19 protein-coding genes and 1 tRNA gene are annotated in these 21198 nt (G+C 47.7%); 5 read left to right on the top strand and 15 right to left on the bottom strand.

Going from position 1 to position 21198, the window contains the following annotated elements; genetic code table 11:
• Positions 1-393 precede the first annotated feature (393 nt).
• From S1OALGB6SA_RS09460 to S1OALGB6SA_RS09450, 3 genes are all read right to left on the bottom strand, one after another.
• The gene (locus tag S1OALGB6SA_RS09460) at positions 394-1215 is read right to left on the bottom strand and encodes an energy-coupling factor transporter transmembrane component T family protein (protein WP_124033316.1); all 822 of its coding nucleotides are present in this window, start codon (positions 1213-1215) and stop codon (positions 394-396) included.
• A 64-nt stretch (positions 1216-1279) separates the two neighbouring features.
• The gene (locus tag S1OALGB6SA_RS09455; protein WP_200881762.1) at positions 1280-2026 is read right to left on the bottom strand and encodes an energy-coupling factor ABC transporter ATP-binding protein; all 747 of its coding nucleotides are present in this window, start codon (positions 2024-2026) and stop codon (positions 1280-1282) included.
• Positions 2023-2565, bottom strand: coding sequence for a biotin transporter BioY (locus S1OALGB6SA_RS09450; RefSeq protein WP_037565207.1), 543 nt, complete (start codon positions 2563-2565; stop codon positions 2023-2025). The genes S1OALGB6SA_RS09455 and S1OALGB6SA_RS09450 overlap by 4 nt, the downstream gene beginning before the upstream one ends.
• A 221-nt stretch (positions 2566-2786) precedes the next feature.
• On the opposite strand from S1OALGB6SA_RS09450, the gene S1OALGB6SA_RS10435 reads away from it, so the two are divergent.
• Entirely contained in the window at positions 2787-2927 is a 141-nt protein-coding gene (locus S1OALGB6SA_RS10435) for a hypothetical protein (RefSeq protein WP_161786844.1), read from the top strand.
• Between the two features lie 133 nt (positions 2928-3060).
• Here S1OALGB6SA_RS10435 and S1OALGB6SA_RS09445 read toward each other — a convergent pair.
• Together S1OALGB6SA_RS09445 and hisC are read right to left on the bottom strand one after the other, a co-directional pair.
• A tRNA-Met gene (locus S1OALGB6SA_RS09445) sits at positions 3061-3133 on the bottom strand.
• A 214-nt stretch (positions 3134-3347) separates the two neighbouring features.
• On the bottom strand, positions 3348-4406 hold the full coding sequence (hisC, locus tag S1OALGB6SA_RS09440; RefSeq protein ID WP_037565205.1) for a histidinol-phosphate transaminase: 1059 nt from the start codon (positions 4404-4406) through the stop codon (positions 3348-3350).
• A 227-nt stretch (positions 4407-4633) separates the two neighbouring features.
• On the opposite strand from hisC, the gene S1OALGB6SA_RS09435 reads away from it, so the two are divergent.
• Entirely contained in the window at positions 4634-4852 is a 219-nt protein-coding gene (locus S1OALGB6SA_RS09435; protein WP_124033315.1) for a hypothetical protein, read from the top strand.
• Between the two features lie 441 nt (positions 4853-5293).
• Here the strand turns inward: S1OALGB6SA_RS09435 and S1OALGB6SA_RS09430 are convergent, their stop codons facing one another.
• Positions 5294-5731, bottom strand: a complete 438-nt coding sequence (locus S1OALGB6SA_RS09430) for a DUF3783 domain-containing protein (RefSeq protein ID WP_124033314.1) — start codon at positions 5729-5731, stop codon at positions 5294-5296.
• Positions 5732-5794: 63 nt separating this feature from the next.
• Here S1OALGB6SA_RS09430 and clpB point away from each other — a divergent pair, with 63 nt between their 5' ends.
• Positions 5795-8380 (top strand): ATP-dependent chaperone ClpB, encoded by a 2586-nt coding sequence (gene clpB, locus S1OALGB6SA_RS09425; RefSeq protein WP_037565199.1) that lies wholly within the window; start codon positions 5795-5797, stop codon positions 8378-8380.
• Positions 8381-8383: 3 nt separating this feature from the next.
• On the opposite strand, the gene S1OALGB6SA_RS09420 is transcribed toward clpB, so the two are convergent.
• Complete coding sequence (locus S1OALGB6SA_RS09420) at positions 8384-10105, bottom strand: adenylate/guanylate cyclase domain-containing protein (RefSeq protein ID WP_052080375.1); 1722 nt, start codon at positions 10103-10105, stop codon at positions 8384-8386.
• Between the two features lie 37 nt (positions 10106-10142).
• Here S1OALGB6SA_RS09420 and S1OALGB6SA_RS09415 point away from each other — a divergent pair, with 37 nt between their 5' ends.
• The gene (locus tag S1OALGB6SA_RS09415) at positions 10143-11654 is read left to right on the top strand and encodes a hypothetical protein (RefSeq protein ID WP_037565196.1); all 1512 of its coding nucleotides are present in this window, start codon (positions 10143-10145) and stop codon (positions 11652-11654) included.
• 26 nt (positions 11655-11680) lie between these two features.
• Here S1OALGB6SA_RS09415 and S1OALGB6SA_RS09410 read toward each other — a convergent pair whose 3' ends face one another.
• Both S1OALGB6SA_RS09410 and S1OALGB6SA_RS09405 read right to left on the bottom strand, forming a co-directional pair.
• Positions 11681-12631, bottom strand: a complete 951-nt coding sequence (locus tag S1OALGB6SA_RS09410) for a hypothetical protein (RefSeq protein ID WP_124033313.1) — start codon at positions 12629-12631, stop codon at positions 11681-11683.
• A 15-nt stretch (positions 12632-12646) separates the two neighbouring features.
• Positions 12647-14185 carry an HPr family phosphocarrier protein gene (locus tag S1OALGB6SA_RS09405; RefSeq protein ID WP_124033312.1) on the bottom strand — a complete coding sequence of 513 codons (1539 nt, stop codon included), beginning with the start codon at positions 14183-14185 and terminating at the stop codon, positions 12647-12649.
• Positions 14186-14339: 154 nt separating this feature from the next.
• On the opposite strand from S1OALGB6SA_RS09405, the gene argH reads away from it, so the two are divergent.
• Positions 14340-15686: an argininosuccinate lyase gene (gene argH, locus S1OALGB6SA_RS09400; RefSeq protein WP_124033311.1), complete on the top strand. Its 1347-nt coding sequence runs from the start codon at positions 14340-14342 to the stop codon at positions 15684-15686.
• Between the two features lie 29 nt (positions 15687-15715).
• Here argH and S1OALGB6SA_RS09395 read toward each other — a convergent pair whose 3' ends face one another.
• From S1OALGB6SA_RS09395 to S1OALGB6SA_RS09370, 6 genes are all read right to left on the bottom strand, one after another.
• Positions 15716-16045, bottom strand: a complete 330-nt coding sequence (locus S1OALGB6SA_RS09395; protein ID WP_037562718.1) for a hypothetical protein — start codon at positions 16043-16045, stop codon at positions 15716-15718.
• A gap of 480 nt (positions 16046-16525) precedes the next feature.
• Positions 16526-16789 carry a hypothetical protein gene (locus tag S1OALGB6SA_RS10720; RefSeq protein WP_124033310.1) on the bottom strand — a complete coding sequence of 88 codons (264 nt, stop codon included), beginning with the start codon at positions 16787-16789 and terminating at the stop codon, positions 16526-16528.
• Positions 16790-16843: 54 nt separating this feature from the next.
• Positions 16844-17668, bottom strand: coding sequence for an ABC transporter permease subunit (locus S1OALGB6SA_RS09385; RefSeq protein WP_081950063.1), 825 nt, complete (start codon positions 17666-17668; stop codon positions 16844-16846).
• On the bottom strand, positions 17646-18647 hold the full coding sequence (locus S1OALGB6SA_RS09380; RefSeq protein WP_037562723.1) for an ABC transporter permease: 1002 nt from the start codon (positions 18645-18647) through the stop codon (positions 17646-17648). Before S1OALGB6SA_RS09380 ends, S1OALGB6SA_RS09385 begins: the two co-directional genes overlap by 23 nt.
• The gene (locus tag S1OALGB6SA_RS09375) at positions 18644-20179 is read right to left on the bottom strand and encodes an ATP-binding cassette domain-containing protein (protein WP_124033309.1); all 1536 of its coding nucleotides are present in this window, start codon (positions 20177-20179) and stop codon (positions 18644-18646) included. Before S1OALGB6SA_RS09375 ends, S1OALGB6SA_RS09380 begins: the two co-directional genes overlap by 4 nt.
• 68 nt (positions 20180-20247) lie before the next feature.
• Positions 20248-21198: BMP family ABC transporter substrate-binding protein (locus S1OALGB6SA_RS09370; protein WP_124033308.1), on the bottom strand; the 951-nt coding region annotated here is incomplete at its 5' end.

The raw sequence follows: 21198 nt of genomic DNA, 5'->3' as shown, positions 1-21198 counted from the left end.
CGGCTCGCCCTTCTGAACCGGATCTCCTATATTCTCCCAGATAATCTCCACACCCAAGTCAGTAAACAACCTGGCCGTCTGAACAATTTCCCGAATCTCATAACGAAGCTGACCTGCCCCAATATGCACAATATTTCGTCTCATCAACAAACACCCCTTGAAGTTTACCGAAAACTGGAAGGCGACCTCCGGCGTCGGCCGTTTTATTCCATCGTCAGAAGCAGTCACCCCCTCCGCTCACGGCCAGTTTTCCACAGCTCTCGAACATCATCATTCGCTGCGGCACACCTGATTCCCTGCACTCTGGCTAAGCTTTGGATGATAATGAAAATAATCCTATCGAAGCAAGATGAAGTTAACCGTAGCTTCATAGGCTGCGTTTTTTCCAACCGTCTATTTTCCCAAGAGCGTCAATACAAGGGGCAGAGCAATCAGTATAAGAGCAAGCAGTAAATCAGACAACGTCAGTTTCGATTTCACAGAGGCAGGATTGTCCACATAACACCTGGATAAAAGAGCCTCGGCACAGAAATCGGCCCTTCTCAAAGTTGCGCTGGCCACTGGCAGGCTTAGAACCAGGGCTCGTCGGAACACTCCTCCATAAATGTGCTCGGCCACTCTTCTAAAAACTCCAGTTCTTCCTGTCCATTTCCTGCTTCGTCTCCGCAAGCCCCTGCACAGAGCCGCATCTCGTACAGTCGCGGCCTCATCCAGAATCATTGGAATAAAAGCCAAAGTAAGCGAGATTGCAGTAGCTAAGCCGCCTCGCCATCTTACCGGCAGGAAGAAAAAAATTTTGCGAATTGCCGCTGCCAAATCCCAGGGATCGGTCGTAGCAGCCAGTAACTCAGCGGCTAGAAGCAAAATGAGCAGTCTGACTGAACGCAGTACTCCCGCAATCAAACCATTCTTACCTACGGGCAGGGTTTTTGTACCGAGCTTCAGTTGAGGCCCCACATCACTCAAGCCCCCCATCGTTACCATCGCAATTGCCATAATCAGCCAGAAGCTCAAGGGCCGATACAGCGTTGCCAGTTTCGTTCCAGCTACCACATGCATCAGCACCATCATCAACCCAATTAGCGCTATCACAGGCAATTCGGCTATCAGCACCAGCACGCTCCAAACAAGCAGTTCAAGCAGTTTCAATCTTGCATCGTGGCGGTGCATCAAACTTGTGCCATAGCGAAAATGAAAAAAAATAACTTCTCTCAAGTTCACCTCATCCTGAGTATTCTTTTCCCCGGCCTCTCATTTGGAATACTTGTTTTCGACTTCTTCATGTTGCCCAGGTCATCGAGAGGATTGTCCCCGGCGGGCGTCGAACTCCATGGTTTTCCACCTTGGAAATCAGTTTTTCGGGCCTGCCGTCGGCGGTTATCTTCCCTGCTTCCATCAGAACCAGCCGGTTTGCATGGGCAAGCATCTTATCTAAATCATGAGTTATCAGCAATATTGTTTTGCCGGCGGCGTGAAGCTTCAATAGAACTTCAATGAGCCTGGCCGAACCCCTCCAATCCAAACCGGTAAATGGTTCATCTAATACCAATACATCAGGATACATCGCGAGTACTCCCGCAACCGCCAGGCGACGCTTCTCGCCCCCCGAAAGACTATGTGGTCGTCTTCTGTCGAAACCCACAAGCCCAGTAGCGGCAAGGGCGTCGGCAACGCGTCGGTTAATTTCCGCCCGCTTCAGCCTTAGATTTTCCGGGCCGAATGCCACATCTCTTGCTACGGTTTCCCGTAGGAGTTGACTGTCCGGATCTTGAAAAACCAATCCCACTCGCCTGCGTGTCTCTGCAAGGTTTTCCAGGATATTGACTCCATCAAGCAGCACGCTGCCAGTGGTGGCCTTCGCCAGTCCGTTTAAGTGCCGCATCAGAATTGTCTTACCGCTGCCATTCGCTCCCGCTAAAACAACAAAACTACCTGAGGCGATGCTCAAATTGACATTGCGAAGTCCATAGATACCGTTGGCAAAAACGTGCGTAACCGAGCGCAGTTCGAGAATGGGTAATCTCAAGCAATCCTATCCTTAAAAGAATACGCGATGGCAGCAGCGGCAAGGGCCTTGATTGCATCGCCTATCAAGAAGGGAAGGGTATACTTTGTCCAGGTTGATACCCAGCTCCAGTCTTCAACGATGCCTGTAAGCTGGTAGTGCATCCAGGGCAAACCCGGAATATAAATTGCGATCGAGCCAATAAATGATGCTAGGATGTAGAAAAACAGAGTGTGGGGAGTTGCAATCAGCCCGGCAAGTATCGCTGCCAGGGGATAACCGATAAGAAAACCACCGGTTGGTCCGATTAGTATCTGAATTCCCCCTCTAGCCCCCGCAAATACAGGCAGGCCCAGAATTCCCAGGAAAAGATACATCCCTGCTGCCGCCGCCCCGCGCCATGGCCCAAGCATCAATCCCGCCAGGATTACAAACAGTGTGGATAAGGTGAACGGCACCACCGGATTCCACGGTGCTGGAAAACTGAAAATCGCCCCCACTATAATCAGCGCGGTGAAAGCTGCTATCAGCACCAAAGACCGAAGCGGAGCATCTTTCATATGCTGCACCTCCCAGCAACTCCAAAGGCTGCAAGTACTCAAGTGGATAGGCTAGCATATGCAACATCGGGCGCATAGCCAAGACTGTCTGGAAGTGGAGGTACAAACCAAACGGGAATGCTGTCGATTGTCCGAGAGCTCTTTTTCCAAGCAGAATTAACGTTTACCGTCTTGCTGCGTGAAACAGCAGGGTATATTAACCTGTGCCAAGGAGATTGATTATGAACAAGAGTTTCATTGCTCTGGCTCCCGCAGCCTTACACCTTCTTCAAGAAGCGATAGACGCTTCAAACGGAGAGAATCTGGATAGAGCTGGTTTCAAAGAAGTTGAAAACTGCCCTTTAGGGCAATGCACAATGTAAGGAGAACGGCTATGGAAACTGCCAATTCCACCCGCTCCCAGAATTCTGATTGTAATAAATTCAGACACTGCCGTTACTTGAGATAATTTACGATAGGAACCACGGCATGGTGCCTTACTCGGACTTGGCCTTTTAGCAGGGGTAGGATTCGAACCTACGACCTCCGGGTTATGAGCCCGACGAGCTGCCAGCTGCTCTACCCTGCGATATATGTATTTTTCATAGGGTACAGGCTCATACAGAAAGAGTCAACCGTGATTTCCTGCACGGCTTGGTAATTAGCCAACCGATGGCAGGAAGAGGGAAAATCAGTAGATTTGTAATCCGCTTGTCCATTAGGAATCAATCGTAGAAGCCGTGGATAAGAGCGATGAGAAGTAGACAGGGTAATGCTGTTGCGATTAATACCCGGTATGAGAATTATCGGGTAGATAGTTCATCCAGGATTTTTATCAAAGTCTGGTTATTCACTCTGCTGCCCAGGGTATAGCGTGCCATTTTTGGCAAACCAAAGGATTGAAGCCCTCGCAGTGCGATTCCCTTTCTGGCAATCCATTCCCAGATTTCGCTGATTTCCCACTCCAACCCGAAACAGATGAAATTTGCCTGGGTGGGGAAGTTGAATATTCCACGTTTGTTTAACTCGGCCTCCAAAAATCTTTTTTCCGTGTGAACAAGCTTCAAGGTGCTCTCTCGATGCTCTGTGTCGGCTAGAGCGGCGTGGGCGGCCACTTGTGCCAGAGAATTCACGTTAAAGGGCATGGAAGCCTTGGCGAGACCGCTGATAAGCTCCTGCCGAGCAACGGCATAGCCAACTCTGAGTCCGGCAAGGCCATAAATTTTTGAAAAAGTGCGGAGTATTAGCAGGTTTGGAAACTCAACCAGTAATCTTCTTGAATCTGGAAAATCATTTGCGTCGGCGAAATCCGCGTAGGCCTCGTCCAGCGCAACCACGATGCCAGCGGGAATCTTACGGAGGAAGGCTTCGAGTTCCCGACTGTTGCGATAGGTGCCTGTCGGATTATTTGGGTTGCACAAGAAAATCAACCTGGTATTTGAATTAATCAAATCCAGCATTCCTGAGAAGTCATAAAACCCTGAAATAAGTGGTTTTTCGCGCATCTCGCCACCAAATAATCGCACCGCATATCGATACTGGCTAAAAGTCTGGCGAGCGCCAACCGCATTGCAACTTGAGTTGATGAGGGCTGCCGCGAGTAGGACAAGCAGTTCGTCGCTTCCGTTTGCCACCAGAATGTTATCCGCGTCGAGTTTCCAAAGCTCCCCAAGTTTGGAGCGCAGCTCGACACAGGCGCCATCGGGATAAGAGTGAATTTCGGAAAGACTATCTTTTATAGCCGCCAGCGCAAGCGGGGAGGGACCCAGCGGATTCTCGTTCGAGGAAAGCTTTATCGCGCCCTTGATGGTTCGACCAGGAACATAGGTTTCCATTGAGGAAATGTTGGGATTTATTCTCATAGCTGCCTTGTCTCCACGTCTTCGAATGCAAACCTTTTGATGGAAGAAGCAGATAACTGCCGGAGTATTTGCCGTATCGGTTAGATTTGAATCCGCTAAGCACCCTGCCGAGGATTAACAATTTCTCAAATAACGCCTTATTCTGAAATACTTGCGGGATGCACAGCTTTGCTCAATCCAACTCGCTTAGGCTCATACTTACCAACTGCTTAACTTCTGTATGAGGCGTGCAGCATCAATCCAATAGCCGCCAGTGGAAAAACCAAACCGAAATCGTTTTCCGGAAAAGATTTCGAAAGGTAGTGTGCAATGTCGGCAGGGTATCTGGCTCCTATGTCAACCTTGCTGCCCCGATGGATTCCATCGAGTTGAAGTTAACAACCCTCATCATCCGGCATGAAGCGGGAAGAATCAACAGGGATAGGGAGTTTTGTCCGTATTTATGAGAAATCAGTGCGGGAAGACAGTGGGCAAACCACCGTTATAGTTTGCGCGAGTTCGATTTATCATCAGACTTTTTGGAGCGGTGTTCACAATGGCCCTGTGTAGGAGACACCCGGTACGGGGACGCGAGGCTGTATGATGAGGAGTGAATCCATCGCCACGTTGCCGATGCAAAGCGTCAGGAATGCTTTCGCGATATCGAATAAACCCGGCAATTAATCGTTTTGGAAGAGATTTTTTTGAGAAACGAAAAAAGTTATATTGCGTAACCTTTCTAACTGCCGATGGTCTTGGTATGTAAATAGGGTGCGGGTTTTCCTCCTTTCCCCGAACACCGAATTCTTTTTTAGGCGCGGCCGGCAAGATGTTATCTTACAGGCGGCGCCTCTTTTTGTGATTCTCATATATGATGAGGGCCCATCAGTTGTCTTCCCGCCGCGGCTTCAATCTACCTCCTTCATATCCGGGTCTGTCGATGGATCGGTGGTTTTCATGTAGTTGTGTTCTTTGCGGATATGTGCAAGGTATTCCTCAATGCTCCAGCCCATTCCGGTTTCAGTTATCATTGCGAACACTGGATCGGCATCTGGACCGAGGATGCTTTTAAAGCATCGCATCAATGTGACGGCATCGTGTTTAGTGGCCCCGGCAATTAGAGCGCCGGGTTTGGCGCCGACTCTTGGGGTTCCGCCAGGCCAGCGACCCCCGGCTATGGCCGCTACTGCCTCGCCCGTATTCTGCCTGGCGACTAGTTCAGTAATCGGCGCCACTATAATTTTCGAGGCATCCCCTCCGGAGTTTTCGAAGGCAGCAAGTGCGGCCTGGGCGTCGTTGCGCGTAAAACAGTCTAGAAGCACAACAATTTTCGCATTATTTACCATAGTTCCATCATATTTGCTGAATCCTGCTATTGCTAGTTATCTTATGAGGGGAGACGAATAAAAATGATGCAGGATCGCTACACGATAAAGAGCCGCGAGGCGTTGGGAATGGCCGCACAGATTGCTGATGAACTCGGACATAATCAGTTGGACGTCGAGCATCTTCTCAATGCCCTGGTTCGCCAGGAGGATGGGATTGTACCGCATTTGCTATCTCGGATGGGAGTGCGCATAGAGTCTTTAGAGGAAGAGCTGGGAAGAGCCCTGAAAAGAAAGCCGCGTGCTTACGGTGAAACTGTGCAGACGAGCATGAGTCCGGAATTGACGAGCTTGCTTCGACAGGCCGAAAAAGAAATGGGTAAATTGGAAGATGAATACATCTCTGTTGAGCATCTGCTATTGGCTATGATATCCGAAAGCGGAGCAATGGCGAAGCTTCTGGAAACTCATGGGATTAAACACGATTCCCTCCTGAAAGCGTTGAAAGAAGTTCGGGGGAATCTGAAGGTGAATGATCAGTATCCTGAGAGTAAATTCCGTGCTCTCGAAAAATATACGGTAAATCTAACGCGACTGGCACTTCAAGGAAAACTCGATCCTGTTATCGGCAGGGATAATGAAGTGAGACGGATAATGCAGGTGTTGAGTCGACGAACAAAGAACAACCCGGTGCTGATTGGCGAACCTGGTACTGGTAAGACTGCCATCGTGGAAGGACTTGCCGGCCGAATCGTGGCTGGCGATGTTCCGGATTCATTGAAAGAGAAACAGTTGCTCAGTCTCGACATGGGTTCTTTAGTTGCGGGAGCGAAATTCCGTGGGGAATTTGAGGAGCGTTTGAAAGAGGTGATTAAGAATGTAAGTTCGAGTTCGGGAAATATCATCTTGTTTATCGATGAGCTGCACACGGTGATGGGCGCGGGGGCCAGTGAAGGAGGCACGGATGCTTCGAATCTGCTCAAGCCGGCCTTGTCTCGCGGCGAGTTGCATGCCATTGGCGCGAGCACTTTGGATGAGTATCGCAAATACATTGAAAAGGACGCCGCCTTTGAAAGACGCTTCCAGCAGGTGATGGTGAACGAGCCCTCGGTAGAGGATACTGTTTCAATTCTGCGCGGTTTGAGGGAGCGATATGAGGTGCATCATGGTGTTACGATTCGCGATGAGGCCTTGATTGCAGCAGCCACGCTTTCCAAACGCTATATCACTGGCCGCTTCCTTCCCGATAAGGCTATCGATTTAGTGGATGAGGCCGCTAGTCGAATCAAGATGGAAATTGAGAGCCAATCGACAGAACTGGACACATTGGAACGGCGTGTATTGCAGCTCGAAATCGAGAAGAAGTCTTTGGAACGAGAGGATGATGCCGCTTCCATGAAGCGTCTTAAGGACTTAGGTGTAGAATTGGCTAATCTTTCTGCCTCTCGGGATGCCTTGAGAACTCGATGGACAAACGAGAAGAAAGCAATCGAAGAGATTAGATTAATCAAGCAAAGAATGGAAGAATTAAATCTCCAGGCAGGCATTGCCGAACGGGAGGGTAATTTGGGCCTTGCCGCGGAAATTCTTCATGGCAAGCTTCCTGCAACAAAAAAGTCGCTCGAGGGAAAATTCGAGCGTTTGAAAGCGTTGCAGGGTGAGAACAGCATGATTAAGGAAGAGGTTGGAGAGGATGATATTGCTTGTGTGATATCGGCATGGACTGGAATTCCGGTGGCCAAGATGCTGACTTCCGATAGAGAAAGATATCTGAAGCTTGAGAGTATTCTGAGAAAACAGGTAGTAGGCCAGGATGCCGCGCTCGCAGCTGTAGCCAACGCTGTGCGACGCAATCGAAGCGGTATATCAGATCCTTCAGTACCTCTTGGCACTTTCATATTTCTTGGTCCAACGGGGGTAGGGAAGACTGAATTGGCCCGAACTCTTGCGACTTTTCTGTTTGACGACGGCAGCGCGCTTACTAGAATCGATATGAGTGAGTACATGGAGAAGTTTGCGGTGTCACGGCTAGTCGGGGCCCCGCCGGGATATATTGGCTATGACGAAGGAGGACAGCTGACAGAGGCGGTGCGAAGACGCCCATACTCGGTGGTGCTGTTTGATGAAATAGAGAAGGCTCACCCGGATGTATTCGACATACTGCTTCAGCTGCTGGACGATGGGCGCCTTACCGACAGTCAGGGCCGGGTGGTGAATTTTCGCCATTCGATAATAATTATGACTAGCAATTTGGGCTCGGATGTGATTTTGGAAAGAGGAGTGGATGATGTCACCCGGGCCGCTCTGAACGAGCGCGTCAGGGCCACATTCAAACCTGAGTTTCTAAACCGTATTGATGAGATAATTATATTCGAATCCCTTGGTCTCGAGCAAATTCACCAGATATTGGAACTCCAAATTGCCCATCTTGCCAGGCGCCTCGCCGGGAAAAACATTGCCTTGGAATTGACAGAGAATGCTAAAAAACTAATTAGTGCGAGAGGATATGAACCGGCCTTCGGTGCACGACCACTTCGACGCGCCTTACGGGAACTGGTTGAAAATCCTCTGGCCCAGTTTTTGTTGGCAGGGGAATTCATCGAAAATGATAAGATTGTTGTGAAAGCGGATGGGAAAGGAATCAGCTTTGCCAAAAATTCCAGGGCTTAGATTTTATTTGGTTTCGTGACGGAAAGCTCCATTCCAGTTAGGCGGCGAATTCATGAGGAATTCATTGCTGCGACCGAGAAATACCTTGAGTAAGCCATTGTCGGGATATTTTGTCTGAGCAGCCTGGAAACATTTCTTTGCCTCTGAAAAATCACCCTCAAAGTAGAATCTCTGGCCCTTCTCAAAGCTTTCCCACATGTTTACAGTTTCCTCCCCCAATGTTTCTGCCACCGTGAATATGCTTATGGGATTGGTGCTGCCAAGAACCAGCACCTTGTCGAGCAGAAGAGTTTCCAACTTATCACCCAGAGAGTACTTTACTTTGTCCGAGATGATTAGTGGAATCTGATAATGCTTAGTGAGACTTTCAAGTCGCGAAGAGATATTCACAGGTTCGCCGATTACTGTGTAATCCATTTTCTTGTCCGAACCTATATTGCCGGCGGTAACTTGGCCGTAATGTATACCTATTCCAATCTCGAATTTGCCAATCTTGTGCTCTTCTTGCTCTTCATTGAAGATTTCAAGGCGAGATAACATCTCGACTCCGGCCCGAACACAGTTCAATATGTCGTTTTCGCCTTTTTCAGGAACTCCGAAGAGGGCCATGATTGCATCGCCCATGTACTTATCGGTGATGCCTGTATATTTATCAATTATATCCACCATCTTTTCGAAGTATCGATTGAGGGAGTCAACAAGCTGACTGGGTTCCATACTCTCGGTGATTGAGGTGAATTGGCGAATATCGGAGATTAGGATTGATACTTGCTGATATTCTCCTATCAGGAGATCCTTGCCAATACGTTCAATGTTTTTGTCTATAATCGACTGGGGCACGTATTTTTGGAATAGCACACGGAGACTCTGTTCATGCTCTTTTGCCTCTTCTGCTCTTATCTGGGCTTTGACGGCATTTCTTCTGGCTATGACACTGCGCAGGGCAAAGCTTTTGACATCCTCGTTGGCTTTGCGGAGATTAACTATCATTTGATTAAAAGAGTGGGCCAATCGACCGATTTCGTCGTTGTACAAGATGGGAACCTGGGTTTCAAGGTTCATGGTTTGGGTAATGTGCTCAATTGACTTGGTCATTCCCTCTAGAGGTTTTGTGACTGCCTTGGTGGCTGTAACCAGTAGAACCAGGGAGAGACTGAGAGAGAGGGCAGCTATAATCCCGATAATGATGCTATTGCGGGTTACCGGGCCGTAGAAGGTGTTCCATTCCTCGCTTACGTAGACAGTCCATTCCCACGGTTTGAAGTATTGGGAGTAGGCTATTCGGCGAATTTTATCGACGATAAGAGAATCTGTCAATTTTTCGCCGAGAGCAGAATCCGGAGTCTTTATTTCGGTAACTGCCTTGCTTAGTGGATTGGAAATTGATTTCGGCGGATTGGCGTCAGTGGTCATCACAATTCCTCCCGATGAATCAATTGAAAAAATCAATTCGGTTGGGGAACGTATTAGACTCCTGGCGAATCCGGAGACGGCTTCCTTTGCGGCATTTTGATATTGAGGTTTATCTTCCAGATTGTTCGATGTCAGTAGGTTCCACTGGGATTCTATGTAGTTGTTCAGAGTTTGAGATTTGAATTGGAGCAGGTTGGAGGCAACGGTTGTAATGCCGGATTTGGCCGATAGATAAGAAACGAAAGCAGCCAGTGCCAATGGAACTGTAATTAAAGGCAGCACTACGAATATTATTTTTGGACGAATGTTCATTTCTGTTTTAATATAGCAGAAACAGTGGAGTAGTGAAATGAATGATTTGAATCAGAATAACAGTACTAATCAAACCGTTTTTTCCAACGCCCCGGAACGCGAGGCAACGCATGAAATCTCACCGGAGGAGAGGCAGGAAATTCTGGACTCAATTGAAGAGACTCTGGTACGAGAGCGAGAGAATTCCAGCGGTGAAGCTCTATCAATGGGCTTTGACAGTGATTCCGGTTTCATGAAGAAGGTGACGCTTGAGAAATCGCGATTGGGGGCGCAAAAACGTTCGTCGCAGCTTCCTTTTTGGATGAATGTCGGGGCGTTTCTGTTGTTAGGGGCCGGCTCTCTGCTCATATGGAAAATCTTTGGGGCGCAGCGCGTTTCAGGAACTCTAATCTCAACTGGTATTATCTCTAACGAAGGTTTGATTGTAGAGCGACTGCGGGAAGAGGCCCGAGCTGAACTCGCTGTCAAGGACAAAGAACTTGAGGAGATTCGCGAGAAATTAGAGAGCGTTAAATCGAAGAGATTCGGTGTTGAAAAAGAAATTGAGCAAAGGCTGAGAATGCAGGAGGAAAATCTGCGGACAGAATTTGGAAATGCTCAGGAAGCCGAGCGGATAAGACTGATTGCCTCCGGAATTTCTGGGGATCGGTTGAAGAGAGATATGGCCAATTACGAGGCAGCAGCGCAAGAAGAGATGGAGATAAGACTGGCTGAGTTCAAGGTTCGTTTGGAGAATGAGTATGGAAGCCGTATTGCTGAGCTTGATGCGCAGCACAGCTTGTATGAGGTTCAAATTAGCAATTATGATGCGGAGCTTGAGCGCCTCAAAGCGGAAATGGCAAGCTTGGAATCCGAGATTCAATCTCTTGCGGGAGGTGAGTATTCAGAGGCTTTGCGAACATTGGAAGAGCTTCAGGAAAGCAGAGTAAACGAAGATGGAATTCGCGCCCAAATTGCGGCTTATTATGGGAGGGTGAACGATAATTGGAACGAGAGAAACCCCGCTGAAACCATTGAATCGCTTAATTCACTGGAGACGTATCTCAATGAACCTGGAATAAGACAGAGCGAGGTAGTTCGCAACAATCGGGATGTAAACAGCTTTTTTATAACAGCTATCAGACGATTGGTCAGTTTAGAAGAAGCTATCGATGACGCGGAAGTCAGGCTTCTTACTGATGAGGAATCAATATTCGGCCTGGAGGATCTGGAATCGGCAAGAAATGAGGCCCTCGCTGAAGCCGCTGAAGAGAGTAGAATCCTGGAGGAACGATTGTCTGCTTTCCTGCATGCGCTGGATGAACTCAAGAATCATTACGATGCCGAGTATAATGCGGTGTTCGAGAATAATCGTGATAACTCCGCGCACATTGCTTCTCTGCTGAGTGACAAGTTGGAAATCAAGTCCGACTTGAAATCCTCAACCCATCTGCTTCTTGATAGCTTTGTAGAATCGGCGAACGCCCTGGAGACAGACGAAATCCGTGAGCAGATATACGGAGAATTTCTAGAAGAGATAAATATATTGACGTTGGAACTGAAACCATAGCTTGCCGATTGATGGCGACTAAGCAACTAAAGTCCTATTCCGATATTCAACGTGATTCCGGTAAGATTCCCTATGTTAGAGATTATGGTGCCAACTCTCTCGAATGCATTATTCAACCCTGCCTCCACAAATATGCCAACTACTTCATCGAGCCTGATGTCAATCCCAAGCGCCGCATCAGCATAGGGAACCATATTTGCCTGAGACTCTTTATCGCTATGGACAAATCTGAATAGCCAGACTCCTCCGAATCCGCCTGTGAGATAAGGATGCAACTTCTGATTCAAAGCATATGAGAACTTGATTTCAGCCACCAGCGGAACCATCGTAATGCTGGGACAGGTGGAATTACCGGAACAAATAGATTTGGTGGGAATCCAGATTAAACCAACTTTGAAGCTCGGATTTAACGAGGTTTTCTTCAGCAATATTGTGTAGCCGAAGTTCACATAAGCCCCAATACCCAGTTTTACAATCTGATTTGACTCGCCCACCGGAACAAATCCTGAAAGGCCCAGGTTTAGACTCCACTTATTTTTCGGCTCTCTCTCCTCTTCTTGAACTGTTTTTTCTATTTGCCGAGTAATGAGCGTATGTACAACTTTTTGGATTTCGGTATCCAAGTTCAAGGAGAGTGGACCCTCCCACTTAACCTTGTTGACTATTTCTTTCCCATTAGATTTGATTCGTTTCGTTTCGAACGATATTGAGATGTCAGTTCCGATAATCTCATACGAGATTTTTATGATGTAATCAGAGCTGCTCAATTCGCCAGGTATGAACCCATCCAATTTCAACTGTGCAAATATAGAAGCCTTAATCACATCTTCGAGTTTTTCCTCTCGGTGTGATTCAGGGCTGATTATAATTGCACTAACCCGAATCGGACGGGTTTCTTCTTGGGCCGAAACAGCGGTGGAAAGCAGTAATACGAATAACATAGCCGAGCTGACACGTCGGAAACAATATATCAACATTTCTATTCCACTGCTTCATCTCTTAAGGTAGGAAAGGCTTTTGGGCAGCACAACATTGTTGCCAAACTTATCTTCACCATATCCGCTATCTGCCAGCGTTTTAATATCCTCGAGAACCCTGGAATCACCCTGAAAGCACACAGTATCTCCACTTGTGATGTCTATTTTACCCATGGCCAGGTACAAAACGATGGCTCGTTTAATGAATTCAGCCAATGTTTCGTTCATATGTAGTTCTATATCGTCGAATGAATAGTCGTTATCATAAATCATTATTTTTTGTTTTTCTAATAGATCCAGAAATACCGCCCTAAGAATCCTCTTCATCAGAGGAGCCTCATAGCTTGCACCGGCATCATTTTTTACGAGCTTATGGTCCAGGGAATACTTGGTTACCGCTTCTCTTTTTCGTTGATTGAGTTCTTCGTTAGCTCGGAAAAGTTCCAAAGGCAATGAAGCATCATAGATGGTTCCATCCAGTTTCATTCTTACTTCGCTGCCGTAGTGAATGATTATTTTTGCGATGAGTGTGGAAGGGCGAACATGAAAACCGCGGTAATTAGGAATGGGCACTTCAATTTCGCCTTGAATAGCGTAGGATTTCAAAACATTTCTGCAAAGCTCCTGAGTCGCAACAACGTATTTATCCGTGAAAGCTATGAAATACTCGATTATAATTGCAAGCAGCTTTTTGTTTTCAATAGACGACTCCAGACTGGTATTCCAATTTGAAAGTGAATGTCGTTCATAAAAGTGAACCAACGTTACAACTGTGTCCAGCAGGTGGAACACGACGGTTATCTGACCCCTCATAACGGGCAAATTTTCATCGGACTCAGCAATATCTGAGGCCGAGAGATAGGTATCGTATGTCGACTGAAGATTATGAAAGTCATTTGCAACATGCCGCAACCTAACCTCATTTATTGTGTCCGGTATGCAACTATGATACTGTCCGGGTTTCAATTTCTTATGAACATCGAGCCAATTGCATTCTTCAGCTAGATTTAGAAAGCTGGTTGCAAGAAAAACCGCTGTATCCCGCGGATTCTCAGCAGTTTTACGGCGTAGATTTGCCTTCAGTTTTCCATCAATTGGCGTATTGTTGAACCTGTATTCTGTTGCGGGAACAGGCATTTTATTAAGCTTCATACGTTTCACAACTTTTATGAAGTGGCCTGATGCCTTCACAAAAACTTTGAGCAGTGAAAACAACGATTCCCGTGTAGCGGAAATGAAATCACCTTCCACTTCCAGCAAATTGTATCCTTTGGCGGAATAGTATATATGGAACATGTTGTAAATAACCCGACTGAAAGCCTTTGCTACGGCGGTCGCCATGCGTACGGGAGCCCAATACTTATTTCTAGGAGCGCCAAAGGCATCGAGTAATTCTTCGCATTTGGATGCTTCAAGAAGAATTCGAGCAACCATGTGTCTTGGAATTTTGTCAGGGGAAAGTTTTGATATCAGCAGTGAAAGCGATATGAAATCTGCCAGGTCGGATTGAATGTAAGCTCCGAAAGCTTCATCTTCGATAATGTGCATTGTCATAGCTCTTCATTGGTGATAATTATCTTAGAACAATTTTGGAATACAAACATATATAATTTGCCGATTTTGTGCTGAGGGCACATCGACAAAACATCCGCCATCTGAGGGTTGGCTTGGCAGAATTGGATATGAAACAGAGGTTGGAGGGTTTGGTGTGAGTAAACTGTGGTCTAAAGGAATAGAAATCAATGGCCTAATTGAAAAATTTACTGTTGGAAACGATTATATTCTGGACAGTCGTCTCGTTAAGGCCGATGTGCTTGGAAGCGTGGCTCATGCAAAAATGCTTGCAGCAGTGGGTCTTATAGAAGCGAAGCAACTCAAAAGTATTCAATTTGGATTGAAAACCATATTGCTCAAACAGCAAAGGGGTGAGTTCGACATCAGCATTTCAGATGAAGATGTGCACACTGCAATCGAAAACCGCCTCGTAGAGCTAGTTGGAGAAGATGCCAAAAACATCCATCTTGGACGAAGCCGAAACGACCAAATTCTAACCGCAATGCGTATTTGGATGCGCGACTATCAACTCAATCTAGTCTCCAAAATGGCCGTGCTTGTTCAACGCTTGATAGAGTTTGCACAGGAGCACAGGCTCATACCAATGCCGGGGCGTACGCATATGCAAGCCGCGATGCCTTCTTCAGTGGGTCTCTGGGCTGGAGGTTTTGCCGAACTCCTGTTGGACGATCTCGAAGCACTTTCAAGTCTTTTCTGTTTTCTCGATCAATGCCCGCTGGGCTCTGGCGCGGGTTTTGGCACTTCATTGCCACTTGACAGGGAACTCTGCGCAAAACTTCTCGGTTTTCAAAAGGTGCAGATAAATGCTGCCTATGGCGGCCTTAGCCGGGGGAAATTCGAATCTCGCCTCGTAGATATCCTTGAGCAGATTGCGATTAGTCTCTCAAAGCTTGCCCAGGATTTAATTCTGTACTCCATGCCTGAGTTCGCATGGTTCAGCGTGCCCGAGGAATTATGCACGGGCTCGAGTATCATGCCCCAGAAGCAAAATCCGGATGTATTGGAATTGATGCGAGCCAGAGCCGCATCGGTCGGCGCCAAGGGTAGTCAGATTAAGGGAATCATCCGAGCGCTCCCTTCAGGATACAATCGAGATTACCAGGAAACAAAGGATCCGACAATGAGCGCTGCCGATATCCTGGAATCAATGGTTGAAGCGGGCACACTCGTTATTGAAAGGCTGAGAGTGAACAAGGAAAATTTGCTGAAATCATTCAAGCCTGAAATTTTCGCCACCGATGCGGCTCTCGATTTAGTTGCAAGTGGAATGGCCTTCAGGGATGCTTACAAGATGGTGGCAAAAAATCCAGGTTGCTACAAAGAACGCGATCCGCTCTCGGCGATTAAAGAGAGAACCGGTATTGGCTTTCCTGGCAATCTCTCCCTCGATCGGGCCCAGATTGCGTTAGACAGCATAGTGCTCGAGAATGAACGAAATCAGAAGAGAATCTCGGTAGCGCTGGAAGCTCTTATAGCCTAGCAGACAAGGCGGCATATTGATTCTGCCCCTTATTCTTTGCCGTGTGATTTGAGTCGCCCCAGGATAAATGCCCTTAACCCATCATCCAGATTGCTCATGCTGTTCTCCACCAAGGCACAGAGCCGGGATTTGTTGTAAGGACCATCGGAAACCAGCACCGATTTTGGTTTGCCGTCCCCGCCAATGCGCTTTTTCCAGGTAACTGAGCGATTCCCGGCAAGTTTATCATAGCAAATCTGGAATCCCGTAAGCTCTTTCGCATCGTTGTACCAAAGAATCAATTCCAAATTCTTATCGACAAACCAGCGTCGAAAACCATCGCCCTCAATTTGTCGGATGTCTGAAAGTTCCTCAAGCATCAACGTCTCCAAAACTTGGCGGAACTGTGGTTTCTTTCCAATTTAAGGCTACTCCCTAAATTAATACCCTGAGGCTAAACTCAGCCCAAAGTCAAGATATTCTTCGAAATGAAAACTGGAGATTCCAGGAGCACGGGGAAGTTACTGCCTTTTTGATTAGCACGAGTTTCCCAGACAAAATCAAAGCTTGTCAGCAGGTGGGGTAATGACCAGCCTGGGTACACTTCGAGGAAGCATGGAGTATATTGAAAAACGAGAGTATTCATCTTCAAAGAAAGGGATTGCCAACTCCTCGGAACCACCTCATCGGGACAATCAGGATGGCGGGAAAACTCCATCCTTGCCGGGATGTCGGCCAGAATGAGCGGATAATCGACTGATCACCGGCAGAATTTGCTGGAAATCAAGGAGACACAGGAAAAAACTGCCAGAAGCGCCTTCTGCTTTTTGAAACGACAAAGAAGCTTAAGGAGGGGGCTCTCATTCAGAGATTTCGTATCCGCAGGCAGCAAGAATTCCAGATTTTCGGCAGGTATCAAACTGTGTTGATAAGATACTCTCACCAAAAAACAAACCAATGAATTTGCCTCTTATGAGTTTGGCTAAGATGCTTCTGCAACATGAACCCACTCCTTCTTCTGGTTCAAGAGAGTATTGATTCAGGCGACAGCAGCTGTTATTGAGAAAAACGGCGGCTCTAAAAACCGGTTCCCCGGGGTGAAAATCCAAGATGTAACAAACCACGTTGATTGAATGATGTTTCCCGTTTTTTTGCGTGCAAAGCTACAGCTCGCGCTCTCAATATTTGGTGGCTGAGTGCTGCCTGGCATTGGCTATTATGAAGGCTGTCAGGGCCGCAATATAGGGTAGGGATTTCAATATCGTAAAGGGGAGATTTCCCAGGGTTATATTGGAAATAATTATAATCAAGGAAAAAAAATAGGCTGAAAACAGAATTCCCAGGGGATGGCGAAATCCAAGCCAAACCAGCACTAACGCAATCCACCCTCGACCCGAACTCATGCCTGGAACATAGGCTTCGATTCGCATTGCCAGAAAAGCTCCGGCAAGGGAAGCCATAGCCGATGAAATCGAAAGCGCCGAGGTTTTAACTCTGTTGGGTGAAATGCCCCGTTCACTTAGAAACCTGGGGGCAACCCCCGCGGCTCTAAAACTGATGCCAAAATTACTCCTGTGAATAATGAAGGTAAGCAACAAAGTTAAGGGTATCATTAACCATGTGAAGGGCGATAAATTGTAATCGCCAGTTATTCGTATGGTACCCTTATGACCCAAAACCCCATTTGAAATCAAACCACTTAGTGAAGGAACCAGGATATTGACTCCCATTCCCGCAATGAACAGATTTGCTTTCAATCCCATATGGATGCCGGAAAGCAGTAAACCAAGCAGAGCGCCGGAAGCCAGTGCCCCGCAGACAGCCAGGGGCGCTGGTACACCGAGAGTAATCAGCAATGCCGTAAAAAAAGCTCCCGAGGCAATACAACCCTCCAGGGAAATGTTTAAGACCCCCGTCTGCTCGGATAGGAGACCGCCCAGGCCGGCCAGAATAAACGGAATTGCCACCGAGGCCACAGTTTCAAGCAATGTTCTTCCCTTCAAGCCTCCTGGCTGTCACCAGGAAAAAGATGATAGCTTGAACCAACCCGCTGAGAGCGAAAGAAAATCCGGATTTCACAGTCGCGGTTTGGGCACCTAGAATTATCCAAGTATAGACAATGGCAAAAATTGGTATCCATCTTGGCCTGTTCCCGGCCACTAAGCCAATTGCAAGGCCATCCCAGCCCAGATTATTGGTAAAACCCTGGACGGCACGACCGCTGTCCATCAGGGCGGCGGCGCCTACCAGGCCATAGAGAGCTCCTGAAGCTGCCAGGGATACAATGGCAATAGATGCGGTGTTTATGCCGACATAAGAGGCAAATTCAATGTTGGCCTTTCGCAGGCGCCACCTGTAACCCCAGATTGTGAATTGCAGGAATATATGGGTTGCCATGGTAAGCAGCACGGCCCATACCAAAACCGCGCTCAGGCGGGAAGGTGGCCACCAGGGAAGCAATTGGTAAGCCGAGGGGAGGGGCGGGGCGGCGATTAGGTAGCTGTCTAAATCCCTTAGTGGCCCCACTAGCAATGCATAGCCGAGATTTGCAATAACCGCAGAAATCAGGAAGGTGCTGATCAACTCATCCACCCTCCATTTGGCCCTGAGTATACCCGACATTGTTCCGATTATGCCGCCCGCACAAAATCCCACCGCTACAATCAATGTAAGCGCTAGTCCCCGTGGTAACTCCGGAAGATAAATCGCCACTGCCGTGGCGGCTAATCCTCCGGCAAGTACCTGTCCTTCACCCCCCAAGTTGAAGCAGCCCGCGCTAAAGGCCATCGATGCCGCCAAACCTGCCAGGGTTAGTTTTGCCGCGGTTTCCAAGAAGTTCCCAAAAGCGAGAGCGCTGATAAAAGGCCCCAATAGCATGTCGGTAAATCCCGAGACAAAACCTCCACCAGTTCCCGATAAGGCCAGCATCACGATTATCAGCACTGCCACAATCGCAGAAATCGTTCTTAGGGTTCCAATCATACCCCCAGCCCCGCGATTGTTCTTTGCAACTCGTTCTTATTCCAATCCACGGCATCCCGGATTTCGAGCAACTGCCCATCATGAATAACGCCGATTCGATTTGCAATTTCCAGGGCTTCGTCTAAGTTTGTTGCGAGTAATAGAATCGCTGCTCCCCTATCTCGAATTTTCTTTATCTGCGTATAGACTTTCTTCCTGCTTAAATCATCAAGCCCCCAAACCGGATCGACAAGCACGTAGACTTTTGCTCCCGTGCCAATTTCCCGCGCTAAAATTGCTCGTTGAATATTGCCCCCCGAAAACTCACCAAGCTTTCGATTCACCTTTCCAAGAGCACCCCACCCGGGTTTTCGAGTTTCGGCGTGTTTGTTCAACAGAGCGGGATTGAGCCAGCCACATTTAGAAAGCTTCGCGGACTCCAAGGCCATTATATTCTCAGCCAAGGTGGAATCGAGACTCGAACCCCGTTCCAGCTTATCGGAAGGAACATAGCGCAGGCCTCTTCGCCGCAGTTCCAGGCTCCCCCTACAGGGTTCAGAATCAATCAACAGTTCGCCCGAAGCTGATTCAATGTTTCCTGTAAGCACATCTTCCAGACACGAAAGACCTTCTCTCCGCAGACCGGTGATGGCCAGAATTTCGCCAGGAAAAACTTTGAAGCTTATCGCTTTGAGTTGTCGGGAATGGCCAAGATTTCGAGCTTCCAGTACAGGTTTTATACTTTCTCTGGATATGCGTGTCTGGTTATTCCCGGGTTGAGTTTTTCCGCCAATCACTCGCTTTGTATCGATTGACAAACCTGGTCCAGTGAACTTGTCCCCCTCGAACATTGCCGAAATCAACCCCTTTTTACTGATTTCTTCGATATTCCAGGTGCCAACAATTCTTCCCTCTCTCAGTACTGTGATTACATCGGCAATTCTGAACACATCATCGATTCTATGGGTGATTAGTAAAATCGCTCTGCCTTCTGCGCGCAGAAGTTCAAGCAAGCCAAAAAATTCGGCCTCATGTCCTTCTTCCCAGGCAGAGGAAGGTTCATCGAGCACTATGAACTTGGCCTCCATCATCAACGCAACCACCATCTGTGCACGCTGAAGGCTAGCGGCATCCATTCTTCCAACCCGTTCTTCAGGATTGATATCGCCAAAGCCCCAACGCTCAGCAGTCTGAGAGAATTTCTTGTTCTGAGCTCTCAGACCGTGCGGTTTACTACCGAGAAACGCCGCCTCACGAATACGAAAGTTGGGCGGCCAAATGCAGTGTTGTCGAACCAATCCAAATTCTCGAAACAAGCCATCCCTATGTTTATTTAAGTTGTAATGTTTTTTGCCAATCTGCAGAATACCGGAATCTGGTTGCAGTACTCCCGTGATTATATGGCCCAGAGTGGTTTTCCCGACTCCATTTTCGCCCATTAGTGCATGAATTTGTCCCCCATCCAGGTTAAGCCACAGGTTGCGGGCTACTTCTATACCACTAGATTTCCAGGTGAAATTTGCTCCCTTTAAAACCGCGGAAAGTTCAACCATTCAGCTCGTGAAATCTGTCAATGCGTGATATCCAGCCGCGGTACATCGTCAGATTTATATCGAACAGCTCATTCATCCAATGCGCTCAAATCAATCTCGCCGTTTTTGAACTGACTAACCAGTCGTCTCATCTCTTTCTGAATTGACTCTGGAACGAATTTACGGAAATGCTTGTTTTCGGTGGGGAAATCCATATAACCTTCCGAAAAACCCACTCTCATGCTGGTGCCAGGTGCCAGTTCACCATCAATCCAGTTCCGAACCAGCATTTTAGTTAGCTCCTCTTGGCGAATCACCGAACTTGCCAGCACAATCCCCGGCGCCAGTGAACTTCCCTCCGAATCAAACCAGAGCACATATCCCTCGTTATTCTTGGCGGCGGAAATAACTCCCTGGTTTGCTCCTCCAGCTATAGTCAATATAACATCCACTCCCTCATTATACAGTCCTTCCGCCAACTCCCGGGCTTGTTCCGCATCATACCAGTTTCCGATTACCCTGAATTCAAGCTCGATACCAGGATTGACGGTTTGCAAACCCGCCTCATATCCTGGGAGAATCTCTCGCATCATTTGGGGATACTCCTGTCCCACAATCATCCCAACTTTTAGATTCGGGTTTGAATGCTCAAGTTCTTCGGACATAGTTACAAGTCCCGCAAAATAGCCCGTTACAAAGGCCTGCTCGCGGTGCCGATATACAACATTCGAAATCCTGTTCCCTCCCAGACTTGAGCCATCCAAAACCAAAAAAGCCTGATTAGGAAACAACTCTGCTATCGCCGCGCAGATTTCGCTCATCGCCGGATTGGAGGTGACTATCAGTCCGAAGTCTCCTTCGGAAGCCAGGCTCAAAACAGAATTATACCACGAGGCCTGGTCGAAACCGCCTTCAATGACTCGCACCTGAAAATCATTCCCGGCCGCCTCTCCTACACCCAGATTCATCGCCTCATATGAGGGGCTGCCCTCGAGAATCCCAGGCACGATTACCGCAATAGATTCCTCGTCTTCCTTTCT

Origin of the sequence: Olavius algarvensis spirochete endosymbiont (genome assembly GCA_900608495.1) — a bacterium.
Taxonomy (GTDB): domain Bacteria; phylum Spirochaetota; class Spirochaetia; order DSM-2461; family DSM-2461; genus UBA2779.
This window is presented reverse-complemented; position numbering and strand designations above follow the sequence as displayed.

Excerpts from the sequence above, each read along its gene's own strand:
- S1OALGB6SA_RS09375 (WP_124033309.1), bottom strand. The coding sequence starts at position 20,179 with ATGGTTGAACTTTCCGCGGTTTTAAAGGGAGCAAATTTCACCTGGAAA.
- S1OALGB6SA_RS09450 (WP_037565207.1), bottom strand. The coding sequence starts at position 2,565 with ATGAAAGATGCTCCGCTTCGGTCTTTGGTGCTGATAGCAGCTTTCACC.
- S1OALGB6SA_RS09430 (WP_124033314.1), bottom strand. The coding sequence starts at position 5,731 with ATGGTAAATAATGCGAAAATTGTTGTGCTTCTAGACTGTTTTACGCGC.
- S1OALGB6SA_RS09420 (WP_052080375.1), bottom strand. The coding sequence starts at position 10,105 with ATGAACATTCGTCCAAAAATAATATTCGTAGTGCTGCCTTTAATTACA.
- S1OALGB6SA_RS09395 (WP_037562718.1), bottom strand. The coding sequence starts at position 16,045 with ATGCTTGAGGAACTTTCAGACATCCGACAAATTGAGGGCGATGGTTTT.
- S1OALGB6SA_RS09405 (WP_124033312.1), bottom strand. The coding sequence starts at position 14,185 with ATGACAATGCACATTATCGAAGATGAAGCTTTCGGAGCTTACATTCAA.
- S1OALGB6SA_RS09380 (WP_037562723.1), bottom strand. The coding sequence starts at position 18,647 with ATGATTGGAACCCTAAGAACGATTTCTGCGATTGTGGCAGTGCTGATA.
- S1OALGB6SA_RS09415 (WP_037565196.1), top strand. The coding sequence starts at position 10,143 with ATGAATGATTTGAATCAGAATAACAGTACTAATCAAACCGTTTTTTCC.
- S1OALGB6SA_RS09410 (WP_124033313.1), bottom strand. The coding sequence starts at position 12,631 with ATGTTGATATATTGTTTCCGACGTGTCAGCTCGGCTATGTTATTCGTA.
- clpB (WP_037565199.1), top strand. The coding sequence starts at position 5,795 with ATGATGCAGGATCGCTACACGATAAAGAGCCGCGAGGCGTTGGGAATG.
- S1OALGB6SA_RS10435 (WP_161786844.1), top strand. The coding sequence starts at position 2,787 with ATGAACAAGAGTTTCATTGCTCTGGCTCCCGCAGCCTTACACCTTCTT.
- hisC (WP_037565205.1), bottom strand. The coding sequence starts at position 4,406 with ATGAGAATAAATCCCAACATTTCCTCAATGGAAACCTATGTTCCTGGT.